4 protein-coding genes are annotated in these 24,803 nt (G+C 45.1%); 2 read left to right on the forward strand and 2 right to left on the reverse strand.

Going from position 1 to position 24,803, the window contains the following annotated elements; genetic code table 11:
* Positions 1 to 10: 10 nt before the first annotated feature.
* Together GFB47_RS14290 and GFB47_RS14295 are read right to left on the reverse strand one after the other, a co-directional pair.
* Entirely contained in the window at positions 11 to 18,262 is an 18,252-nt protein-coding gene (locus GFB47_RS14290; protein WP_153448706.1) for a T1SS-143 repeat domain-containing protein, read from the reverse strand.
* The gene (locus GFB47_RS14295) at positions 18,193 to 20,760 is read right to left on the reverse strand and encodes a retention module-containing protein (protein WP_153448707.1); all 2,568 of its coding nucleotides are present in this window, start codon (positions 20,758 to 20,760) and stop codon (positions 18,193 to 18,195) included. The genes GFB47_RS14290 and GFB47_RS14295 overlap by 70 nt, the downstream gene beginning before the upstream one ends.
* 543 nt (positions 20,761 to 21,303) lie before the next feature.
* Here GFB47_RS14295 and GFB47_RS14300 point away from each other — a divergent pair.
* The gene (locus GFB47_RS14300; RefSeq protein WP_153448708.1) at positions 21,304 to 22,698 is read left to right on the forward strand and encodes an HlyD family type I secretion periplasmic adaptor subunit; all 1,395 of its coding nucleotides are present in this window, start codon (positions 21,304 to 21,306) and stop codon (positions 22,696 to 22,698) included.
* Between the two features lie 161 nt (positions 22,699 to 22,859).
* Positions 22,860 to 24,803 (forward strand): bifunctional diguanylate cyclase/phosphodiesterase, encoded by a 1,944-nt coding sequence (locus tag GFB47_RS14305; RefSeq protein ID WP_153448709.1) that lies wholly within the window; start codon positions 22,860 to 22,862, stop codon positions 24,801 to 24,803.

The following is a 24,803-nucleotide window of genomic DNA, read 5'->3' on the forward strand; positions in this document are numbered from 1 at the left end:
TCAATGACGATTAAGAGTCAGGGTTAAAGTTACTTGAATTGAACAGATCATTAATGATATGACCGGCTGAGCTAGTATCTTCAACACCTGAAACGTCTAAGTCAAAACCAGAGACATTTGCATGATCAAGGTGCTGAGTTGAAGCCAAATCATCACTGCTGGCTTCCGTTGCTTTGCCTATATCAGACGCTTCTGATGGGGCTGCATCACCTAATAATTTATCCATATCATCATGGCTTTCACTGCCATCTTGATTAAACAAATCAGACATATCAAGGTTAGCATGCTCATTCGACATCACGCCATCATGTGCATCGCCATCTCCTGAAGCGGCGATATCACCGTACAAACCATGGTCAGCAGCATCACTAAATAAACCGCCTTCAGTCGATTCGCCAAATAAACCACCGTCTGATGAATCATTAAACAGACCTCCATCATGCGATTCACCTAACAATCCATCCTCATTCTCCTCACCAAACAATCCACCGTCACTGGCTAAATCGGCTAGAGCATGATGTTCACCAATGTCACTGGCAATATCGTGAATATCAAATAATCCTTCAGGCAACATGGTGTCTGCCGAATGTGAATCATCGTCACTATCGGTGGCGAATATATCATGCTGATCATTATCTGCTTGAGCATCTAAGGTGTTATCAGAACTGTGCTCATCAAATGCAGGTGCTAAGTCTGGATTAGTATGGGCATCATCTGTCAAGGTACTGAGCGTGTTGTCATGCTCCATACCTGGTTGCAAATGCTGTTCTGCATCTGTCGACATACTATTATTATCTAACGCTGTCGCTTGATCGACAATCGCATGTAAGTCATCGGTTAATGCATGAACACCATCGGTTGCTTGCTCATGTAGCGTTTCGGCTACATCAGGGTTGGCGGCTAACAATGCCGCGGCATCGTGCCCTTCTGCTGCATGTAGAGCCTCACCGACTGCCGCCAGTTGAGCATGTTCATCGGCAACATTGTTGGCGGCATCAGCATGATTTACATGATCAGCAGCATGATGAACCACATTCTCACCAGCAGTTGAACCAGAGGTGGTAAAGCCTGCTTCGACTTTATGTTCACTCACCACACGGTTGTCGGCATCTTTGGTGGTAACACTAAAGCTTGGCGTGGTGCCAGACTCTAAATGCTGTACATATGCAATCGCCACTTGATCAGCGGTTAATTCAACTGAGCCATCAGCTTGTACACTACCTAAAGGTTGATTATCCGCATCAACCACTTGTGCACCTTGCATATGCCCAAGAGTCAGAGTCTCACCATCTTGCGCCGCCACGGCTGCTGTCAGTAATAACGCCGCTAGTGGCATTATGGTTGACGCATTAGCTGCACTCACTTGTTGTGATGAGTTCAATACATTACGTAAATCAGCCCCTAAACTTGCCGCTTGTGGAATACTCGCTGGCGCTGCAGGTGCAGACTGCTGGCTTTCAAATACATCCGGTGCCACAACATCATTAATATCAATAGTACCGTTAGTCACGAGTTGGTTATTACCATCTGCGTCACCATTATCGGTTGTCTTGATATCAATCTTATCATCACCACTAAAGCCATCATTTGGCGTGTAGTTTACTCCGCCTGCTAGCACTGCATTAATATCATCCAATGATCCCGTGACTTTGTAAGTTCCGTCATCTTCAACTGTAATATTTATCCCAGAAGTATCGGTGCCTTCAGGCAGAGATAAGGTTCCATTCTCCGCTTTTAGCTCAACGGTAAAGTCTCCTTTTCCTTCATCTGCATCAATATCACTGATCTGTATGCCAGTAATCGTGGTCACACCATCGGCATTATCGGCATCAACTGAATCTGGGGCTGATATTTCTGCTGCGTCATTTTCAGGTGTTACATCAACGTTAATCGTACCATTGGTGGTCGGACCGTCAGTCACGCCATTATCATTACCTTGGATGACATAGTTTAACTGTCCATCCCAATTATCGGAGTTGGCATCACCTGGATTAAATATAATACTATCTAAATCCGAGGTATCAGAAATAATGGTAACACTGCCATCTGGGTTAGTTGTAATGCTACCTGATTCTCCCTCAGGAAAAGCAAACGTTGCTCCTTCTGGTACATTCGAAATGGTAATCTGAACTTGCTCTGGCGCATCTTCATTTACATTCGAATCACTACCACCCGTTGCAGCATCATCCACATCATGCGCATTAAAGTGCAGCACAATATCGCCATTTTCCTCACCTGATGCTTCGGTTACCACATTGGTATTCACGGCATCCGCGTGTGGATCAACATGGAAAGTGATCGGGATATCATTTTCTGCTGGTTCATCTAGAGAATCTTCTTGAGTAAAGACTTTCAATGTAATGGTCACATCACCACTGAAATCATCAGGCGGATTAATCGAGTATCCTGATAACTCAAAGCTGCCATCTTCATTGGTTTGTACGTTAGTCAGAGTCCAAACACCATCACTTAAATTGGCCCCGCCTTCAACTGTAAAACCAGGAGGTAAATCTGAAATACTGATGGAAACAATATGCTCAGAGCCATCTGTATCGATAAGATCACCCGTAATGGAATCTAGCGGAATATTGCCATCTTCATCACCATGAATATTATCGGTGCCATCAACGTCTACACCATCATTAACGGCGATAACATCAAAACTCACATCAGTATCAATTTGCTTAGTATCTGAACCAGTGCTGGCATCATCGGTCACATCGGTTTTAATGTTTACATCGACCTTACCACTAAAGTCATCTGCAGGTTTAAAGTAAATTGGTTGATCAATATCTGAGATGGTAATAGAACCATCTTCATTACCAATCGGGTTACCATTAGCATCAACAAATTGACCTTGATCAGGATCGACCGTTAAGGTGAAATCACCAAAAGACTCCTGACCACCATTATCTGGACCATCATTATTTTGATCACCAAATGCAGCATTCAGATCAAGTGTAATAATGCTGTCTTCATCTCCAGTCCCATCAATAGTGATCACTGGGTCGTCGGCTACTGGCGTCACATCAATATCAATATTCATGGTGCCGGAGTTGGTATCACCTGAGTCATTATCGGTTTCCGTAATAACAATTGGGAAATCAATCTTACCCGCGTAATCTGGTGGTAGATCCATAGTAATACCACTGAGATCGACATTACCATCGGCATCTGGTGTCACTGAGAATACATATTGCCCAGTCGATTCATTATAGGTCATACCATTAATGACGGCACCATCCGGTAAATCGTCAGCATCGATTGCGATTGAGAAGGTGTCATTGGTTTGATCACCTTTGCCATCACCATCATTATCGCTGGTGTTAATGACAACATTGCCTGAAATTAAATCACCAAGATTGACAGTGCCATCTTCAACTCCACTTCCTGTGGCATCGGTAATCACTATATCTGCGGCTTTATCCGAATCACCACCACCATCATCAATACCATTGAAATGCAGAGTAATATCAGAATCCTCGGTCACTATCTTGCTGGTGTCACCTTCATTATTATCACCATGATCGACAACTTCTGCTGAGATAGTAATATCAATTGAACCATCAAACCCAGGTGGTGCTTTAATCACGATGTCATCGATGGAATCTTGGGTAATAGTAAAACTACCATCACCATTATTGGTCGCGCCTGGAATGTAAAAATCGCTCACATCATAGGCTTTTCCATTATCATCATAAACAATACTGTTACCATTGGCATCGACATCAACACCATTAAATTTAATGATGACTTTGGTGACGTCTTCGGTACTCGAACCATCATCATTGATCCAATTAATGCTATCACTGCCACCGTTCAGCTCATTGGTAGTAAGATGAATCTCATTGCTGGTATCTGAGTCTTCGTAGATATCAGCCTTGCCATCACCATCTTGATCGGTGATCGCATTACCATCGCTATCATCGACTTCAAGATGACCGTCACCTTCGACCACAGAATCAACATCAACATCAATATCACCATGAATAACATTGGTTGCTGCATTCGGATCATCCGCTTCTTGATCCGAAATAGTCACATCGGTGGTTAAGTGAATATCCACATCCGAATCTTCTGGCATTTTTAAATAAATACCATCGCCATTACCATCGGTGTCAATCATCGCTTCTGCTAATTGATCAGAGGTTAAGGTAATTGAACCATTCACATCAGGTTGAATCTCTTCCCCATCAATTACAATAGAGTAACCAGGAGGGAAACCATTAATGGTTAATCCTGTCACTTTTTCACTGTCATCAACTAATTGTGAAGTTGGATCCCAGTTTAATTTAACCAGATTATCCTCATAGCCGGTACTAGTGGCCGTATCGTAATCCTTCAAAGAGCCATCATCGTTGGTACCAACACCATCAACTTCAGGGTTAACCTTCACTACTATATCGTAATCAATAGAGGTAGAGTCGCCATCATTCTCGGTCATGACAATTCGTACCGGAATGGTAATATCTTCAGAACTATTTTCTGGTAGATGAATTTGCAGACCTTTAAGATCATCAACATCGAGTTGGTAAATATCCGGATTGGCACTCACCAGCACTGGATGAAGTGGATTGCCATCCGCATCCGAGAAAGTCACACCATCAGGGATGTCTCCCACACCAAAGGTTAACGTCTCTGATGTATCACTATCTGGGTCCACACCACCGTCAGGGTTATTTGGATCGTATTCGCCAGAGCTAAAGCTAAAGTCGATTGTTGCCGTGCCATCTTCACCAATAGTGGTCGTGATCGCCGTCCTACCATCAATAGGATCGCTTACATCCCAAGCACTATCATCAGGCAGAACCACTACAGGGTCATCAGCTTCACCATGCATATCAACATTAATATCACCACCGTTGATAACCTTGGTGTCATCACCAGAAATAGGATTACCATCAGCATCAGTTCCAGTTGCGGTATCTACTACTAGACCGTTGTAGCTAAACGTGAAATCAACATTGCTTTGTGGTGGTGGGATCAAGTCAGCATTATCTAAATCATCGACATTGATATTATAGACACCATTTTCATCCGGGCTAACTGGTTCCCCATTAACCATAACTACTGCGCCGTCTGGTAAACCAGAAAGTTGTACAAAGTAGGTTTCAGAACCATCAGTATCTGCAGATGGATTAGCTGTGATCACATCAGCTAAATGAATTGCAGTATCTTCGTTGTCTTTGATATTAGCATCAGCATGAATGGTCATATCATCGGCAACCGGATCAACATTGATCACTATTTCTTGGTGATCAGAGTCCGCGGTACCTTTACCATCGACCACATTCCCGCTTTCGGTACTGGTGGCGTAGATATCCAACTTAATATCACCAGAATAGTTTGCATCTGGCTTAATCGCCAACTGGTCAATACTATCAGCAGGAATATCGTAGTAACCGTTTTCATCTGGACCTTCAATTCCAGGAATACCATCGACAATCGTACCGTGGGTATCACCATTTTCATCAGGTTCAATTCTAACGTGATACATCAGACTTTCTGATCCATCACTATCATTTGAATCAAATTCAACAGGGACATGAATAGAGTCATCATCCTCATTGGCGACAATATAGGTACCTGTATCCTCATTCCATGTTGGGGTATCGGCAATCCCATCAACGGTAATGCTAAAGGTAGCATCGCTGCTATGAGTACCAGCATCATCATTAACAATAGCGTTCACATCAAATTGCAAGTCAACATTATTGGTTGAGAAATCATCATCTGGTACAAAGGTAATGCCACTCATCTCATAAGTGGCAGTACCATCTCCATTATCCACTAAGGTAAAGGCATCGCCTGGAATGGTTACAGATCCATCAGCATTAATTGGGATCGGGTCGCCGTTATATTCAAATACACCATGCGCTTCACCTTCTGGTGTAATCGTAACTTGGGTAAGGGATTCATGTTCATCGATATCACCCACATCGATACTCATATTAACCGGAATACCATCAACATTATGGTTAGGGTCAACATTATCGTTTGGATCAGTAGTGTGATTACCGTCTTGTTCTTGACCACTGCTATCATTGGTATCATTGGTATTGATGGTAATACCGTCATCTTTCACATTAATCGTGACATCGGAAGTATCGGTATCGCCATCACCATCGGTAATAACAAAGGTGATTTTATCACTCAAATCTTGACCACTATGAACAAGCTCGGGATTGGCTTTAAAATACACCTCGCCATCAGCTGAGATATATAACTGACCTAGATCTTGATTTGAAGCATCATCACTGCTGACATCATATTGGTAATAAGTATTGCCATCTTGACCTTCAACGGTCGGCAATGTGTCCAATGCAACAACTTCTCCATCAACCACAATTCCTGTAACGCTAGCACCATCATTACCTTGGCTGGCAATAATATTACCCATGTCAGTTAGCTGATCGCCTTCGGTTACCGTTTTAGTCACATCTTGCGCGACTGGAACATCATCGTTAATGGTAACGTTAGCATTAATGGTATTACTCTTATCACCATCATCATCAATACCATAGATAGGAATATCAATCGAAACCGATGTACCACCGGTTGCATCGTTTAGTGGATCATCGATAGCACCATCCACAGTGAAGGTATAAGTTCCATCCTCGGAGAAGCTAATATTAAATACTTCATCACCACCGTTATCCGTGACACCAGAGAATGTGCCATCTCCATTATCAACAAGTGTGACGTTATCTCCACCCGATGTGATGGTATTTTGATTATTAAAGGCATTAACATCGATAGCAAAATGAGTGACCCCATCACTGCCTGAATCGACAGTGATCTGCCCGGTTGTGCTTGATGTTGGATCCAGTCCATCATCTGGCGTGACATCGGTGTGTGAACCATCTGCCGTCGCACTTTCATCAACCGTAATTGAATCGGCGCTGATAATGAAAGGATCATCCCCATCGGTAATTGAAGCGTGGAAATCAATCGGGTTATCTAAGAAGTCACCGTCGGTATCTTGGATTTGAATAGGGAAATCGATGGTAATCGTGTCGCTATTTTCATCATATTGCACCATACCAGAATCATCGACACCGCTGTGATCGATTGGTTGGAACTGGTCCATACTGACGGTAATAGAGACACCACCATCATCTGTCGGCACCGCATTTAAGCTAATATCTAGAACGGGGTCATTATTACTATCGACGCCTTGTAACACACCGGTCTCAGGATTAAAGCTAAAAGTGACAGCCTCTCCACCCGCGGTAGTAATTTCTGCATCTAATTCAGTAATAAGATCATCCAGTGAATTAGGATCAATTTGCACCGTACTTGGATCAAAGTCATCCACTCCCGGTTCCAGAACAACAGGTGATCCTTCACCATGAACAGGATAACCATCACCATTACTATTATCGCTACCACCATCAGGGGTTAAATCACCTTCAGTAGTATGGATATCAATCTCACCACCACCAGTCGCATTACCACCATCAGTATCACGAACCGTGATGGTACCTTTACCAATATCTCCATCGGCATCTTCCACTTCGACATTGAAATCTAGGTTTGAAAGTTCACTATTATCCTGATCAATCGGTTGGGTTTGAACAACATTATATTGACCATTATCATCAATGGTCAGGATCATCACAGGCAGACCCGTGACATCATTGGTGATCGAAAGCCAAGTGCCATCTTCAGAAACATTCACTGTCGTTGGTTGACCATTACTGGTGACATCATCTAATTGAGATTGGTCTTGCCCAAAGCGAACATCTTTTACTTCATCACTACCAGTATCAACATCGATTTTTCCAGAGCCAAAATCGACGCCGAATATTTTACCGTCATCAGAAAGGTCCACTCCTGAGTCATCCCCAAAACTTGGATCTTGCCCATCTTCGATGTTTACCGTGATATCAATTTTAGTTTCTGTGCCATCGGTATCATCAATCACCATAGGAACATCGATACTGATTTGATCGCCATTAGCTGTGATGTAGTCACTAGAGAAATCAATGTGATCTAATGGGCCATTTTGAGTGACGGTTGTGGTTAAGGTCACATTGCCATCTGCATCCAGTACTGGTTGCATATTGATGTCTAAAATACTGTCGCCTGAACCTGGGAAGCCACCTGAAATATCAACGGAACCATCAGCATTAATCGTCATGGTGAACACCAATGCCTGACCATCACTGGTCAATTGATCAAGGTCACCCATCAAATCATCAAGCGCTGCAGGATCAACCGCTAACGTACTAGGATCAAGGTCATCACTTGATGAATCAACCACAACGCTAGATGAACCACTTACAGGATAATTGTCGCCATTCTCTAAATCACCTTCGGTAATAACAACCGTATCTGAAGTATCGTTGCTATCGCTATCGTGAATAACAATATTAATGTCGCCATTTGCTTTATCGCCATCATCATCAATAGCGTAAACGTTTAGATCTAGATTCACATCGCCTTTATCTTGATCGATAGGTTCAGATTGAGTGAATGTGTAAGTACCATCGGTATTTAGCGTGATAGAAAGAACGTCATTTCCATCCATGTCCGTCACACTAATAGTGTCACCATCAACGGTATATTCTGTCGGTTGACCACCATTAACCGTAATATCACCTAAACCAGAATCGGATTGGTCTGGGTCAAAGCCAATTTCTTTGATTTCATCACTGCCTTTATCAAGCTCAATATCGCCCGTTGTGACAGTTGGACCATCTTTATTATCAGTTTCAGTGATATCAATATCGGTAGTGCCGGTGAAGGTTGGATCTTCGCCATCTTTAAAGTTGACGTGTACTGTCACATCCGACGTATCGCCATCGGTGTCATCGATTTCAAATGGCAACTCGACTGAGATCACATCATCAATGTTGGTGATCAGGCCGGTATTCTCACCCGTGCCGTTGTTGTCATCCAATGGTTGATATTGATTAACAACAGTATCGACCGTTACATTACCAGTCGCTGGATCAAATGTTGGGGTCATGGTGATGTCTAGGACCGGATTGCCGTCCCCATCCACACCAGAGATGGTGGTCACGCCATTGGCATCGGTGGTCATGCTGAAGTTAATTGGGTCACCACCATTGGTGGTCATTTCACCCATTTCGGCGGTTAATGCGGTTTTGCCCGCATCGGTCATGCGCAGCGTGCTTGGATCCAAATTATCACTTGGCGACTCAATCGTAACCGAGCTTGAACCATGCACTGGGTATTCGTTGCCTTCGGCTGGGTTTTGCACATCGCCTTCGTCAACAGTGACCGTATCGGTTACATCGGCCGCATTGTCACCGTCGGTAATGTGAATATTAATGGTACCGTTAGCCGTATCCCCATCGTCATCCGTGCCGTGCACGTTTAATGCGATGTCGGTGATATCCCCATCATTTTGGTCGATCGGTTGCTCTTGAGTGACAACGTAGTTGCCTTGCGCATCGATGGTCACACTCAAAACGGTGTTGCCGTCGGTGTCGACTAAGGTTAAATCATTGCCATCAACCGAATAAGTCGTCGCTTCACCATTACTGGTGATCCCATCTAAACCGGCTTGATCGGTGTCAAACACGATTTGGTCTACGTGATCACTGCCTTGGTCAAATTCAATCGAACCATTGGCGGTTTGGGTGCCGTCATTTTCAGTGATGCTGGCGCCCGTGTCCGCGCCAAAGCTTGGATCTTCACCATCTTTAAAGTTGACGTGTACCGTCACATCCGACGTATCGCCATCGGTGTCATCGATTTCAAATGGCAACTCAACAGAGATCACATCATCAATGTTGGTAATAAGACCGGTATTCTCACCCGTGCCGTTGTTGTCATCCAATGGTTGATATTGATTAACAACAGTATCGACCGTTACATTACCAGTCGCTGGATCAAATGTTGGGGTCATGGTGATGTCTAGGACCGGATTGCCGTCCCCATCCACACCAGAGATGGTGGTCACGCCATTGGCATCGGTGGTCATGCTGAAGTTAATTGGGTCACCACCATTGGTGGTCATTTCACCCATTTCGGCGGTTAATGCGGTTTTGCCCGCATTGGTCATGCGCAGCGTGCTTGGATCCAAATTATCACTTGGCGACTCAATCGTAACCGAGCTTGAACCATGCACTGGGTATTCGTTGCCTTCGGCTGGGTTTTGCACATCGCCTTCGTCAACAGTGACCGTATCGGTTACATCGGCCGCATTGTCACCGTCGGTAATGTGAATATTAATGGTGCCGTTAGCCGTATCCCCATCGTCATCCGTGCCGTGCACGTTTAATGCGATGTCGGTGATATCCCCATCATTTTGGTCGATCGGTTGCTCTTGAGTGACAACGTAGTTGCCTTGCGCATCGATGGTCACACTCAAAACGGTGTTGCCGTCGGTGTCGACTAAGGTTAAATCATTGCCATCAACCGAATAAGTCGTCGCTTCACCATTACTGGTGATCCCATCTAAACCGGCTTGATCGGTGTCAAACACGATTTGGTCTACATGATCACTGCCTTGGTCAAATTCAATCGAACCATTGGCGGTTTGGGTGCCGTCATTTTCAGTGATGCTGGCGCCCGTGTCCACGCCAAAGCTTGGATCTTGCCCATCTTCGATGTTTACCGTGATATCAATTTTAGTTTCTGTGCCATCGGTATCATCAATCACCATAGGAACATCGATACTGATTTGATCGCCATTAGCTGTGATGTAGTCACTAGAGAAATCAATGTGATCTAATGGGCCATTTTGAGTGACGGTTGTGGTTAAGGTCACATTGCCATCTGCATCCAGTACTGGTTGCATATTGATGTCTAAAAGACTGTCGCCTGAACCTGGGAAGCCACCTGAAATATCAACGGAACCATCAGCATTAATCGTCATGGTGAACACCAATGCCTGACCATCACTGGTCAATTGATCAAGGTCACCCATCAAATCATCAAGCGCTGCAGGATCAACCGCTAACGTACTAGGATCAAGGTCATCACTTGATGAATCAACCACAACGCTAGATGAACCACTTACAGGATAATTGTCGCCATTCTCTAAATCACCTTCGGTAATAACAACCGTATCTGAAGTATCGTTACTATCGCTATCGTGAATAACAATATTAATGTCGCCATTTGCTTTATCGCCATCATCATCAATAGCGTAAACGTTTAGATCTAGATTCACATCGCCTTTATCTTGATCGATAGGTTCAGATTGAATGAATGTGTAAGTACCATCGGTATTTAGCGTGATAGAAAGAACGTCATTTCCATCCATGTCCGTCACACTAATAGTGTCACCATCAACGGTATATTCTGTCGGTTGACCACCATTAACCGTAATATCACCTAAACCAGAATCGGATTGGTCTGGGTCAAAGCCAATTTCTTTGATTTCATCACTGCCTTTATCAAGATCAATATCGCCCGTTGTGACAGTTGGACCATCTTTATTATCAGTTTCAGTGATATCAATATCGGTAGTGCCGGTGAAGGTTGGATCTTCGCCATCTTTAAAGTTGACGTGTACTGTCACATCCGACGTATCGCCATCGGTGTCATCGATTTCAAATGGCAACTCGACTGAGATCACATCATCAATGTTGGTAATAAGACCGGTATTCTCACCCGTGCCGTTGTTGTCATCCAATGGTTGGTATTGATTAACATCGGTGGTCACGGTGACATCGCCCGTTGCCGGATCCATGGTTGGGGTCATGGTGATGTCTAGGACCGGATTGCCGTCCCCATCCACACCAGAGATGGTGGTCACGCCATTGGCATCGGTGGTCATGCTGAAGTTAATTGGATCCCCACCATTGGTGGTCATTTCACCCATTTCGGCGGTTAATGCGGTTTTGCCCGCATCGGTCATGCGCAGCGTGCTTGGGTCCAAATTATCACTTGGCGACTCAATCGTAACCGAGCTTGAGCCATGCACTGGATAGGTGCTCTCACCATCTGCATTTTGCACATCGCCTTCATCAACATTGATCGTATCGGTTACATCGGCCGCATTGTCACCGTCGGTAATGTGAATATTAATGGTGCCGTTAGCCGTATCCCCATCGTCATCCGTGCCGTGCACGTTTAATGCGATGTCGGTGATATCCCCATCATTTTGGTCGATCGGTTGCTCTTGAGTGACAACGTAGTTGCCTTGCGCATCGATGGTCACACTCAAAACGGTGTTGCCGTCGGTGTCGACTAAGGTTAAATCATTGCCATCAACCGAATAAGTCGTCGCTTCACCATTACTGGTGATCCCATCTAAACCGGCTTGTTCGGTGTCAAACACGATTTGGTCTACATGATCACTGCCTTGGTCAAATTCAATCGAACCATTGGCGGTTTGGGTGCCGTCATTTTCAGTGATGCTGGCGCCCGTGTCCGCGCCAAAGCTTGGATCTTCACCATCTTTAAAGTTGACGTGTACCGTCACATCCGACGTATCGCCATCGGTGTCATCGATTTCAAATGGCAACTCAACAGAGATCACATCATCAATGTTGGTAATAAGGCCGGTATTCTCACCCGTGCCGTTGTTGTCATCCAATGGTTGATATTGATTAACAACAGTATCGACCGTTACATTACCAGTCGCTGGATCAAATGTTGGGGTCATGGTGATGTCTAGGACCGGATTACCCGCCCCATCCACACCAGAGATGGTGGTCACGCCATTGGCATCGGTGGTCATGCTGAAGTTAATTGGGTCACCACCATTGGTGGTCATTTCACCCATTTCGGCGGTTAATGCGGTTTTGCCCGCATCGGTCATGCGCAGCGTGCTTGGATCCAAATTATCACTTGGCGACTCAATCGTAACCGAGCTTGAACCATGCACTGGGTATTCGTTGCCTTCGGCTGGGTTTTGCACATCGCCTTCGTCAACAGTGACCGTATCGGTTACATCGGCCGCATTGTCACCGTCGGTAATGTGAATATTAATGGTGCCGTTAGCCGTATCCCCATCGTCATCCGTGCCGTGCACGTTTAATGCGATGTCGGTGATATCCCCATCATTTTGGTCGATCGGTTGCTCTTGGGTGACAACGTAGTTACCTTGCGCATCGATGGTCACACTCAAAACGGTGTTGCCGTCGGTGTCGACTAAGGTTAAATCATTGCCATCAACCGAATAAGTCGTCGCTTCACCATTACTGGTGATCCCATCTAAACCGGCTTGTTCGGTGTCAAACACGATTTGGTCTACATGATCACTGCCTTGGTCAAATTCAATCGAACCATTGGCGGTTTGGGTGCCGTCATTTTCAGTGATGCTGGCGCCCGTGTCCACGCCAAAGCTTGGATCTTCACCATCTTTAAAGTTGACGTGTACCGTCACATCCGACGTATCGCCATCGGTGTCATCGATTTCAAATGGCAACTCGACTGAGATCACATCATCAATGTTGGTGATCAGGCCGGTATTCTCACCCGTGCCGTTGTTGTCATCCAATGGTTGATATTGGTTAACATCGGTGGTCACGGTGACATCGCCCGTTGCCGGATCCATGGTTGGGGTCATGGTGATGTCTAGGACCGGATTGCCGTCCCCATCCACACCAGAAATGGTGGTCACGCCATTGGCATCGGTGGTCATGCTGAAGTTAATTGGGTCACCACCATTGGTGGTCATTTCACCCATTTCGGCGGTTAATGCGGTTTTGCCCGCATCGGTCATGCGCAGCGTGCTTGGGTCCAAATTATCACTTGGCGACTCAATCGTAACCGAGCTTGAGCCATGCACTGGATAGGTGCTCTCACCATCTGCATTTTGCACATCGCCTTCATCAACATTGATCGTATCGCTCGCATCGGCGGCATTGTCACCGTCGGTAATATGAATATTAATGGTGCCGTTGGCCGTATCGCCATCGTCATCCGTGCCGTGCACGTTAATCGCAATATCTGTCGTGTCGCCATCATTTTGATCGATCGGTTGCTCTTGAGTGACAACGTAGTTGCCTTGCGCATCAATGGTCACACTTAATACTGGGTTTCCATCTGGATCGGCTAAGACTAAGGTACTTGGATCGGTGGCTAATGCATCGGTATCAATGTGTGTCGCTTCACCATTGCTGGTGATCCCCGCTAGACCCGGTTGGTCGGCATCAAACACAATCGCATCGACGTGGTCACTGCCTTGGTCAAATTCAATCGAACCATTGGCGGTTTGGGTGCCGTCATTTTCAGTGATGCTGGCGCCCGTGTCCGCGCCAAAGCTTGGATCTTCGCCATCTTTAAAGTTGACGTGTACCGTCACATCCGACGTATCGCCATCGGTGTCATCGATTTCAAATGGCAACTCGACTGAGATCACATCATCAATGTTGGTGATCAGGCCGGTATTCTCACCCGTGCCGTTGTTGTCATCCAATGGTTGATATTGATTAACATCGGTGGTCACGGTGACATCGCCCGTTGCCGGATCCATGGTTGGGGTCATGGTGATGTCTAGGACCGGATTGCCGTCCCCATCCACACCAGAGATGGTGGTCACGCCATTGGCATCGGTGGTCATGCTGAAGTTAATTGGGTCACCACCATTGGTGGTCATTTCACCCATTTCGGCGGTTAATGCGGTTTTGCCCGCATCGGTCATGCGCAGCGTGCTTGGATCCAAATTATCACTTGGCGACTCAATCGTAACCGAGCTTGAACCATGCACTGGGTATTCGTTGCCTTCGGCTGGGTTTTGCACATCGCCTTCGTCAACAGTGACCGTATCGGTTACATCGGCCGCATTGTCACCGTCGGTAATGTGAATATTAATGGTGCCGTTAGCCGTATCCCCATCGTCATCCGTGCCGTGCACGTTTAATGCGATGTCGGTGATATCCCCATCATTTTGGTCGATCGGTTGCTCTTGAGTGACAACGTAGTTGCCTTGCGCATCGATGGTCACACTCAAAACGGTGTTGCCGTCGGTGTCGACTAAGGTTAAATCATTGCCATCAACCGAATAAGTCGTCGCTTCACCATTACTGGTGATCCCATCTAAACCGGCTTGATCGGTGTCAAACACGATTTGGTCTACATGATCACTGCCTTGGTCAAATTCAATCGAACCATTAGCGGTTTGGGTGCCGTCATTTTCAGTGATGCTGGCGCCCGTGTCCGCGCCAAAGCTTGGATCTTCACCATCTTTAAAGTTGACGTGTACCGTCACATCCGACGTATCGCCATCGGTGTCATCGATTTCAAATGGCAACTCGACTGAGATCACATCATCAATGTTGGTAATAAGACCGGTATTCTCACCCGTGCCGTTGTTGTCATCCAATGGTTGGTATTGATTAACATCGGTGGTCACGGTGACATCGCCCGTTGCCGGATCCATGGTTGGGGTCATGGTGATGTCTAGGACCGGATTGCCGTCCCCATCCACACCAGAAATGGTGGTCACGCCATTGGCATCGGTGGTCATGCTGAAGTTAATTGGGTCACCACCATTGGTGGTCATTTCACCCATTTCGGCGGTTAATGCGGTTTTGCCCGCATCGGTCATGCGCAGCGTGCTTGGATCCAAATTATCACTTGGCGACTCAATCGTAACCGAGCTTGAACCATGCACTGGGTATTCGTTGCCTTCGGCTGGGTTTTGCACATCGCCTTCGTCAACAGTGACCGTATCGGTTACATCGGCCGCATTGTCACCGTCGGTAATGTGAATATTAATGGTGCCGTTAGCCGTATCCCCATCGTCATCCGTGCCGTGCACGTTTAATGCGATGTCGGTGATATCCCCATCATTTTGGTCGATCGGTTGCTCTTGAGTGACAACGTAGTTGCCTTGCGCATCGATGGTCACACTCAAAACGGTGTTGCCGTCGGTGTCGACTAAGGTTAAATCATTGCCATCAACCGAATAAGTCGTCGCTTCACCATTACTGGTGATCCCATCTAAACCGGCTTGATCGGTGTCAAACACGATTTGGTCTACATGATCACTGCCTTGGTCAAATTCAATCGAACCATTGGCGGTTTGGGTGCCGTCATTTTCAGTGATGCTGGCGCCCGTGTCCGCGCCAAAGCTTGGATCTTCACCATCTTTAAAGTTGACGTGTACCGTCACATCCGACGTATCGCCATCGGTGTCATCGATTTCAAATGGCAACTCAACAGAGATCACATCATCAATGTTGGTAATAAGACCGGTATTCTCACCCGTGCCGTTGTTGTCATCCAATGGTTGATATTGATTAACAACAGTATCGACCGTTACATTACCAGTCGCTGGATCAAATGTTGGGGTCATGGTGATGTCTAGGACCGGATTGCCGTCCCCATCCACACCAGAGATGGTGGTCACGCCATTGGCATCGGTGGTCATGCTGAAGTTAATTGGGTCACCACCATTGGTGGTCATTTCACCCATTTCGGCGGTTAATGCGGTTTTGCCCGCATCGGTCATGCGCAGCGTGCTTGGATCCAAATTATCACTTGGCGACTCAATCGTAACCGAGCTTGAACCATGCACTGGGTATTCGTTGCCTTCGGCTGGGTTTTGCACATCGCCTTCGTCAACAGTGACCGTATCGGTTACATCGGCCGCATTGTCACCGTCGGTAATGTGAATATTAATGGTGCCGTTAGCCGTATCCCCATCGTCATCCGTGCCGTGCACGTTTAATGCGATGTCGGTGATATCCCCATCATTTTGGTCGATCGGTTGCTCTTGAGTGACAACGTAGTTGCCTTGCGCATCGATGGTCACACTCAAAACGGTGTTGCCGTCGGTGTCGACTAAGGTTAAATCATTGCCATCAACCGAATAAGTCGTCGCTTCACCATTACTGGTGATCCCATCTAAACCGGCTTGATCGGTGTCAAACACGATTTGGTCTACGTGATCACTGCCTTGGTCAAATTCAATCGAACCATTGGCGGTTTGGGTGCCGTCATTTTCAGTGATGCTGGCGCCCGTGTCCATGCCAAAGCTTGGATCTTCACCATCTTTAAAGTTGACGTGTACCGTCACATCCGACGTATCGCCATCGGTGTCATCGATTTCAAATGGCAACTCGACTGAGATCACATCATCAATGTTGGTGATCAGGCCGGTATTCTCACCCGTGCCGTTGTTGTCATCCAATGGTTGATATTGATTAACATCGGTGGTCACGGTGACATCGCCCGTTGCCGGATCCATGGTTGGGGTCATGGTGATGTCTAGGACCGGATTACCCGCCCCATCCACACCAGAGATGGTGGTCACGCCATTGGCATCGGTGGTCATGCTGAAGTTAATTGGGTCACCACCATTGGTGGTCATTTCACCCATTTCGGCGGTTAATGCGGTTTTGCCCGCATCGGTCATGCGCAGCGTGCTTGGGTCCAAATTATCACTTGGCGACTCAATCGTAACCGAGCTTGAACCATGCACTGGGTATTCGTTGCCTTCGGCTGGGTTTTGCACATCGCCTTCGTCAACAGTGACCGTATCGGTTACATCGGCCGCATTGTCACCGTCGGTAATGTGAATATTAATGGTGCCATTAGCCGTATCCCCATCGTCATCCGTGCCGTGCACGTTTAATGCGATGTCGGTGATATCCCCATCATTTTGGTCGATCGGTTGCTCTTGAGTGACAACGTAGTTGCCTTGCGCATCGATGGTCACACTCAAAACGGTGTTGCCGTCGGTGTCGACTAAGGTTAAATCATTGCCATCAACCGAATAAGTCGTCGCTTCACCATTACTGGTGATCCCATCTAAACCGGCTTGATCGGTGTCAAACACGATTTGGTCTACGTGATCACTGCCTTGGTCAAATTCAATCGAACCATTGGCGGTTTGGGTGCCGTCATTTTCAGTGATGCTGGCGCCCGTGTCCGCGCCAAAGCTTGGATCTTCGCCATCTTTAAAGTTGACGTGTACCGTCACATCCGACGTATCGCCATCGGTGTCATCGATTTCAAATGGCAACTCGACTGAGATCACATCATCAATGTTGGTGATCAGGCCGGTATTCTCACCCGTGCCGTTGTTGTCATCCAATGGTTGATATTGATTAACATCGGTGGTCACGGTGACATCGCCCGTTGCCGGATCCATGGTTGGGGTCATGGTGATGTCTAGGACCGGATTGCCGTCCCCATCCACACCAGAGATGGTGGTCACGCCATTGGCATCGGTGGTCATGCTGAAGTTAATTGGGTCACCACCATTGGTGGTCATTTCACCCATTTCGGCGGTTAATGCGGTTTTGCCCGCATCGGTCATGCGCAGCGTGCTTGGGTCCAAATTATCACTTGGCGACTCAATCGTAACCGAGCTTGAACCATGCACTGGGTATTCGTTGCCTTCGGCTGGGTTTGCACATCGCCTTCGTCAACAGTGACCGTATCGGTTACATCGGCCGCATTGTCACCGTCGGTAATGTGAATATTAATGGTACCGTTAGCCGTATCCCCATCGTCATCCGTGCCGTGCACGTTTAATGCGATGTCGGTGATATCCCCATCATTTTGGTCGATCGGTTGCTCTTGAGTGACAACGTAGTTGCCTTGCGCATCGATGGTCACACTCAAAACGGTGTTGCCGTCGGTGTCGACTAAGGTTAAATCATTGCCATCAACCGAATAAGTCGTCGCTTCACCATTACTGGTGATCCCATCTAAACCGGCTTGATCGGTGTCAAACACGATTTGGTCTACCTGATCACTGCCTTGGTCAAATTCAATCGAACCATTGGCGGTTTGGGTGCCGTCATTTTCAGTGATGCTGGCGCCCGTGTCCGCGCCAAAGCTTGGATCTTCACCATCTTTAAAGTTGACGTGTACCGTCACATCCGACGTATCGCCATCGGTGTCATCGATTTCAAATGGCAACTCAACAGAGATCACATCATCAATGTTGGTAATAAGACCGGTATTCTCACCCGTGCCGTTGTTGTCATCCAATGGTTGATATTGGTTAACAACAGTATCGACCGTTACATTACCAGTCGCTGGATCAAATGTTGGGGTCATGGTGATGTCTAGGACCGGATTGCCGTCCCCATCCACACCAGAGATGGTGGTCACGCCATTGGCATCGGTGGTCATGCTGAAGTTAATTGGGTCACCACCATTGGTGGTCATTTCACCCATTTCGGCGGTTAATGCGGTTTTGCCATCATCGCTAAGACGCAATGTAGTTGGGTCGAGATTATCGTCAAGAGCCGTAATAGTGACAGAACTTGAGCCGGAAACGGGATACCCAGCATTATCATTATCAGGCTGTAAATCACCTTCATTAATATCAATCGTTGTGTCTACATCGGCGGCATCGGTGCCATCGGCGATATTGATATGAATATCACCATTGGCGGTATCACCGTCATCATCGGTTCCGATAATGCCTAAATCCAGTTGCAAAATATCATCTGCGTCTTGATCTAACGGGCCTGTCACTTCAACGGTGTAAGAACCATCAGTCTGAATTTCAACGGTAAGCACAGGCTCACCGTTGATGTCCGTTACGGTGGCAACATTCCCATCAACAGTATAGTCAGTTGGTTGACCATTACTGGTTATATCCTCCAGCGCCGGTTGATTGGGATCAAACACAATGCTGGCCATTTCATCACTACCAAGATCAAGCGGTACTTGGCCATGGATGACAGTGTTAGCATCATCACTTTCATTGATGTCGGTGCCGGTATCGAAGCCAAATTGTTCATTATTACCATCTAATACATCGATATTAATAATGATAGGATCAACAATTGGGTTACCTTGAACATCATCACCAGAGATTGGGAAGTTAATATGAATATCATCCCCATCAGTGGTCACCATACCGGTAGTATCACCATCAATATGATCCAGTGGGCGATCAATCGTGGTGGTAACGGTTACCGTCATATCACCATTAGGTAATGCAACAAAATCGACATCAAATGAAGCAACAGGCTCACCATCTTGAGTACCGATAAAGGTATTAATGTCCGCATCGTAAACAAAGTTAACCGGCTCGCCGCCTGAGGTGATTTCGCTATTCATTTCACCTAAAAGCTGATTAAGCTCGGCATCTGGAATATAAAATGAGCTCGGATCCAGTGCATTGCTGCCACTTTCTACCACGGCAGATTGCGAATTTTCAGTTGGATATCCGGTGCCACTATCTAGATCGCCTTCTGTGACTTCGACATCGAGAACTTGACCCCCTTCGGCAAATACCGTGTGTTTTTGCTCTGCTTCATCATAATATTCACGAGTGAACCCTTCGGTATCATACCCAGCTTCAGCTAACATCGAATCATAATCATAGGCGACGGTCACGAAAGATTCATTCGCCGAACCACCCGCTGTTACACCTGCGGCAGGTGCTTCTGTCACTTCAGTTGGATCTTGTCCTGCTAAAATAGCTTGTTGAATAGCAGCAATATCATCAGGTTGAGCGCCATTTTCTTGTGCTGCTTGCTGCTCAGCACCAATAATCGTTTGAGTAGGATCATCACCATTTAAGATAGATTCGCGAATAGCGGTAATATCTTGCTCTGAGAATTGAGCATTTGCGGCGTTTTCAGCGTTAAAACGAACTTGCTCATCTAAAGGCGTTGCAACCGGACCTTCATCGCCAGCCACAATAGATGTTGAATGTGCATTACTATGGATGTGTTGTACTTGCCCTTGACCAGAAACTGTCGCATTAGCACCGGGGGAAACCAATAAAACTTCATCAGGCTGTAACTGATAATCTCCTGTGATTAACACCGCGCCTTGGCCCGGTTTAATCACAAAAACTTCACCATTTTCAACATTGATATTTGTCGTATTCGTAGCAGGACTAGAATTTTCCATAGATCACTCAACTTATTCGTTAGGTCTTGGTTTAAGTACCAATAGTTTTCGATCCTATTGGCCTCTTTTCTCAGATGGCACCAAGCAAAAATTAATATAAACAATGTGTTTGATATTCAGTAAACTTGCGATACGGATTAAACTAGCTCAATAGCGAAATTTTAATTATTTTTCATTATAAACAATGAGTTAGCCCGATAAAACCAAATATATACAATTATCAATAGTATAGCACCCTACACAATGGGCTTCAAATAGCCTTGCTTATTAAATGGGCAAAATGAGGGCCTTTATTAATGTTTGATATTGTCATCAAATAACTATGATAAAATAAAGGGTAATTGTCACAAAATGTATAAAAATCCCCTGCGAAAATTATCATTTTCTTATAATATTAATAAATTATAATAAAATGATAGAACTTTGATAGATAATCAAAATGTGGCCATCAAATCCATCTAGCTTACGAGTGAATATTTACAAAAATCATTCATTTTAAGTTACCTTACTTTAATAATATGCATCGCCTGCTATTGGTAAATCATGAAAAAAAATATTTCGACTGAACAATTGGATTTTGTTGATGACAAATCATCTGCATTAATGCTCAATACTGCCCGCACCCCTAGAATTATGCTCTGGACGGTTGTACTTTTCTTTGTTATTGCTTTTATTTGGGCCTCACTTGCTAGTTTAGATAAGGTAACAAGTGGTACCGGAAAAGTGATCCCTTCCACTCAAATGCAAGTGGTGCAAAACTTAGAAGGCGGGATAGTTAAACAAGTCATGGTTCGTGAAGGCCAGCCCGTTAAAAAAGGTCAACGCCTACTCCTTATCGATGACACACAGACTAAATTTGATTTTCAGGGTAAGGCGCTCGATATCGCGAGCATGAATGCCGATCAACTACGACTTAGGGCTCAATTAGATGCCGTTAAGATCGATAAATCGAAAATTAAAGATGCTCATCATTGGCAAGATAGTGTCATTATTGATGAAGCGTTAACCCCAGCTTTTGATGCCGATTTTTTAAAACAACACCCTCGTTTAGTGGCTCGTCAAAATAATGAATATCAAGGCAATGTTTCTAATTTAGAAAACCAACTACACGTTGCGATGCAACAAATCACTCAAAAACAGCGTGAACTTGATGAAAACCGCTCTCGCTATAACAACTTAAAAAGCAGTTACAATATTGCGAATCAAGAGTATAAAATCACCGAACCACTTGCAAAGGAAGGTGTTGTACCTAAAATCGAATTGCTTAAGTTACGTCGTCAGTTAAGTGATACTCGCCGTGATTTAACCTCCACTAAAATGCAAATCCCAGTCGCCATATCTGCAGTACAAGAAACCATCTACAAATACCTAGATATTGCGTTGAAATACCGCAGTGACAATCAAAATGAGCTCAATAAAATCAGTGCTCAACTTGCTAGTATGAGTAAATCTCAATTGGGTCTGAAAGATAGAGTTAACCGCACCGTTGTGACCTCTCCTGTCAACGGCACAATTCAAAAGATCTATATCAATACTATTGGAGGTGTTATCCAGCCAGGTATGGATTTAATCGAAATCGTTCCAACCGAAGATACGCTATTAATAGAGGCTAAAATCGCGCCGCAAGATATCGGTTTCTTACACCCAGGTCTTCCTGCATTGATTAAATTTACTGCTTATAATTTTTCTACTTACGGCGGCTTAAACGGAACAGTAGAAACCATCAGTGCCGATACCATCCAAGATGAAGAAGGTAATAGTTTTTACCAAGTCCGGATCCGTACTGGTGAAAATGAGTTAAAAGGTACCGATGGCAAACCATTACCTATTATTCCGGGAATGACAGCAAGTACCGATATCATCACTGGTAAACGTACAGTATTAAGTTATTTACTCAAGCCAGTTCTAAAAGCCACAAATTCAGCCTTAAGAGAATAGTGCCCCTAGGCTATTTGCGCTAGAAACTATTTGTGCTAGAAGCAATTTACATTAGAGATTAAATCTAGAACTCGGTGGTAAAAAGCAGTCACATTGTTGCTTTTCACCATCTAGTCTGAAAAAACTCAAATTTTTGCAACACTATTTTGATGAGAAATCACATGACATTATATAAACAGCTCTTGATCTGGGTAATGGGGATATTCCTCGCCACGGCCACTGTGCTCTTCGTTATAGAGTTTAACAATACGCGAGATTATTTAAATGAAAGACAGATCGTTGAAGTCGACAATACCGTCGATGCCGTTGGTCTTGCACTCACGCCTTACCTATTAGTAAAAAATGATCAAGGCGCAACTGACTTAATTCATTCGATGTTTGATAGTAGCTACTATTCCGATGTTAAATTAACGCCAATCGAAGAAGGCAAAGTAATCGAGGTTGCCTCAAAAGAAACCAAAGCTTCAGCTCCGGGTTGGTTTATCTTCCTATCTGATATAGAACCTTATACTAAAACCGTACGTGTCGGCTCAGACTGGCAACAATTGGCGGATTTAACCGTCACTAGTAATCCTAATCTTGCATATCAGAAATTATGGAAAACTGCCGAACAATTATTACTAACTTTCTTCCTATCGGGCTTAGTGGTTATTGCTCTGTTCTCTTTTATCTTCCGTAAGATATTAGCTCCGTTACGTTCGATTCAAGAAAACGCCAAGAAAATAGCTGACAATCAGTTTGATGAAATTCTTGAACGACCAAAGTTCCAAGAATTAGATGATGTAGTAACCGCATTTAATCAAATGACAACACAGCTTCGCGCGCATTTTAATCAACAAGCAGAAGAAGCCGATAAACTGCGTATCCGAGCTTATCAAGATCCAGTATCCGGGCTGGCTAACCGAAATTATATGATGACTCAACTAGAATCATGGTTACAAAGTCAGAATAAAGGCGGTATTGCACTACTAAAAGTCGAATTATTAAAAGATACTTACGATCAACAAGGCTATGAAGAAGGGGATAATGTCACACGCCTACTGTCAGCTCGCTTAAAAGAAATCATTTCAGAAGAATTTACCATTGCGCGTCTTAATCAATCTGAATTTATGTTATTGGCACCAAATTCTTCAGATGAAGATATGCTACAACTTGGTCAGTCAATGCTGAACATGACCGCATCACTACAAAATGATCCACTCGATATCGCGCCTATGCGTGCTGCTGTCGCTTTAGTCATGAAACAAGAAAACGATACTATCTCGACCATTTTAGCGCATGCCGATAATGGTTTAGTTGAGGCTAGCACCAATCGCGCCACGCCATTATTTATTCATGCATCATCGCATGAAAGCTCGACTCAATCCTCTTTTGGTAAACAGCAATGGAAAAGTATTGTTGATGAAGCGATCGCCAATAAGCAATTTACTTTTAGCTATCAAAAAGCATTCAATCGCGATAATCAATTAATGCACCAAGAAGTCTTTGCTGCGATTCAAAAGGACGATGTTCGCTATTCCGCAGGTCAATTTTTAAGTGCGATTGAAAGCTTAGACAGTGGAGCTCAGTTTGATATGCACATTATTGATGAAGTATTTGAACAATGTAAGATCTACGATCCTAAGTTCCCGATCGCAATTAACATTACCCAAAGCAGTGTCAATGACACCGGCTTTATGCGCTGGCTCAGCCAAAAAATGGAAACGAATCCTAGCTTCTCAAACCGTATTTATTTTGAGCTACCTGAAATTTGTTTCATTAAACAGCCGGATAACACCAAGCTCTTATGTAATATCATCGACTCTAAAGGCTATCAATTTGGTATCGATAACTTTGGCCATAACTTTGGCTCAATCGGTTATTTAAATGCTTATCGCCCTGCTTATGTGAAACTGGATTTTGCTTATACTTCTCAGATCGATGATAACGTCCGGGCTGATGTGATTACTTCTATCACTCGTACCGCCTCTAATTTAGACATCACCACCATCGCCTCACGAGTTGAGACCATGGAGCAAAAAGACAAACTGATCGAGCTCGAACTTGGTGGTTTCCAAGGTTTCGTTACCGAGCAAATTAATAACGACAATGAAGGTCAGGCATAA

This window comes from Vibrio algicola, assembly GCF_009601765.2.
In the GTDB taxonomy this organism is placed as follows: Bacteria; Pseudomonadota; Gammaproteobacteria; order Enterobacterales; family Vibrionaceae; genus Vibrio; species Vibrio algicola.

Coding starts and splice junctions, on each gene's coding strand:
- GFB47_RS14295 (WP_153448707.1), bottom strand. CDS start 20,760: ATGGAAAATTCTAGTCCTGCTACGAATACGACAAATATCAATGTTGAA.
- GFB47_RS14300 (WP_153448708.1), top strand. CDS start 21,304: ATGAAAAAAAATATTTCGACTGAACAATTGGATTTTGTTGATGACAAA.
- GFB47_RS14305 (WP_153448709.1), top strand. CDS start 22,860: ATGACATTATATAAACAGCTCTTGATCTGGGTAATGGGGATATTCCTC.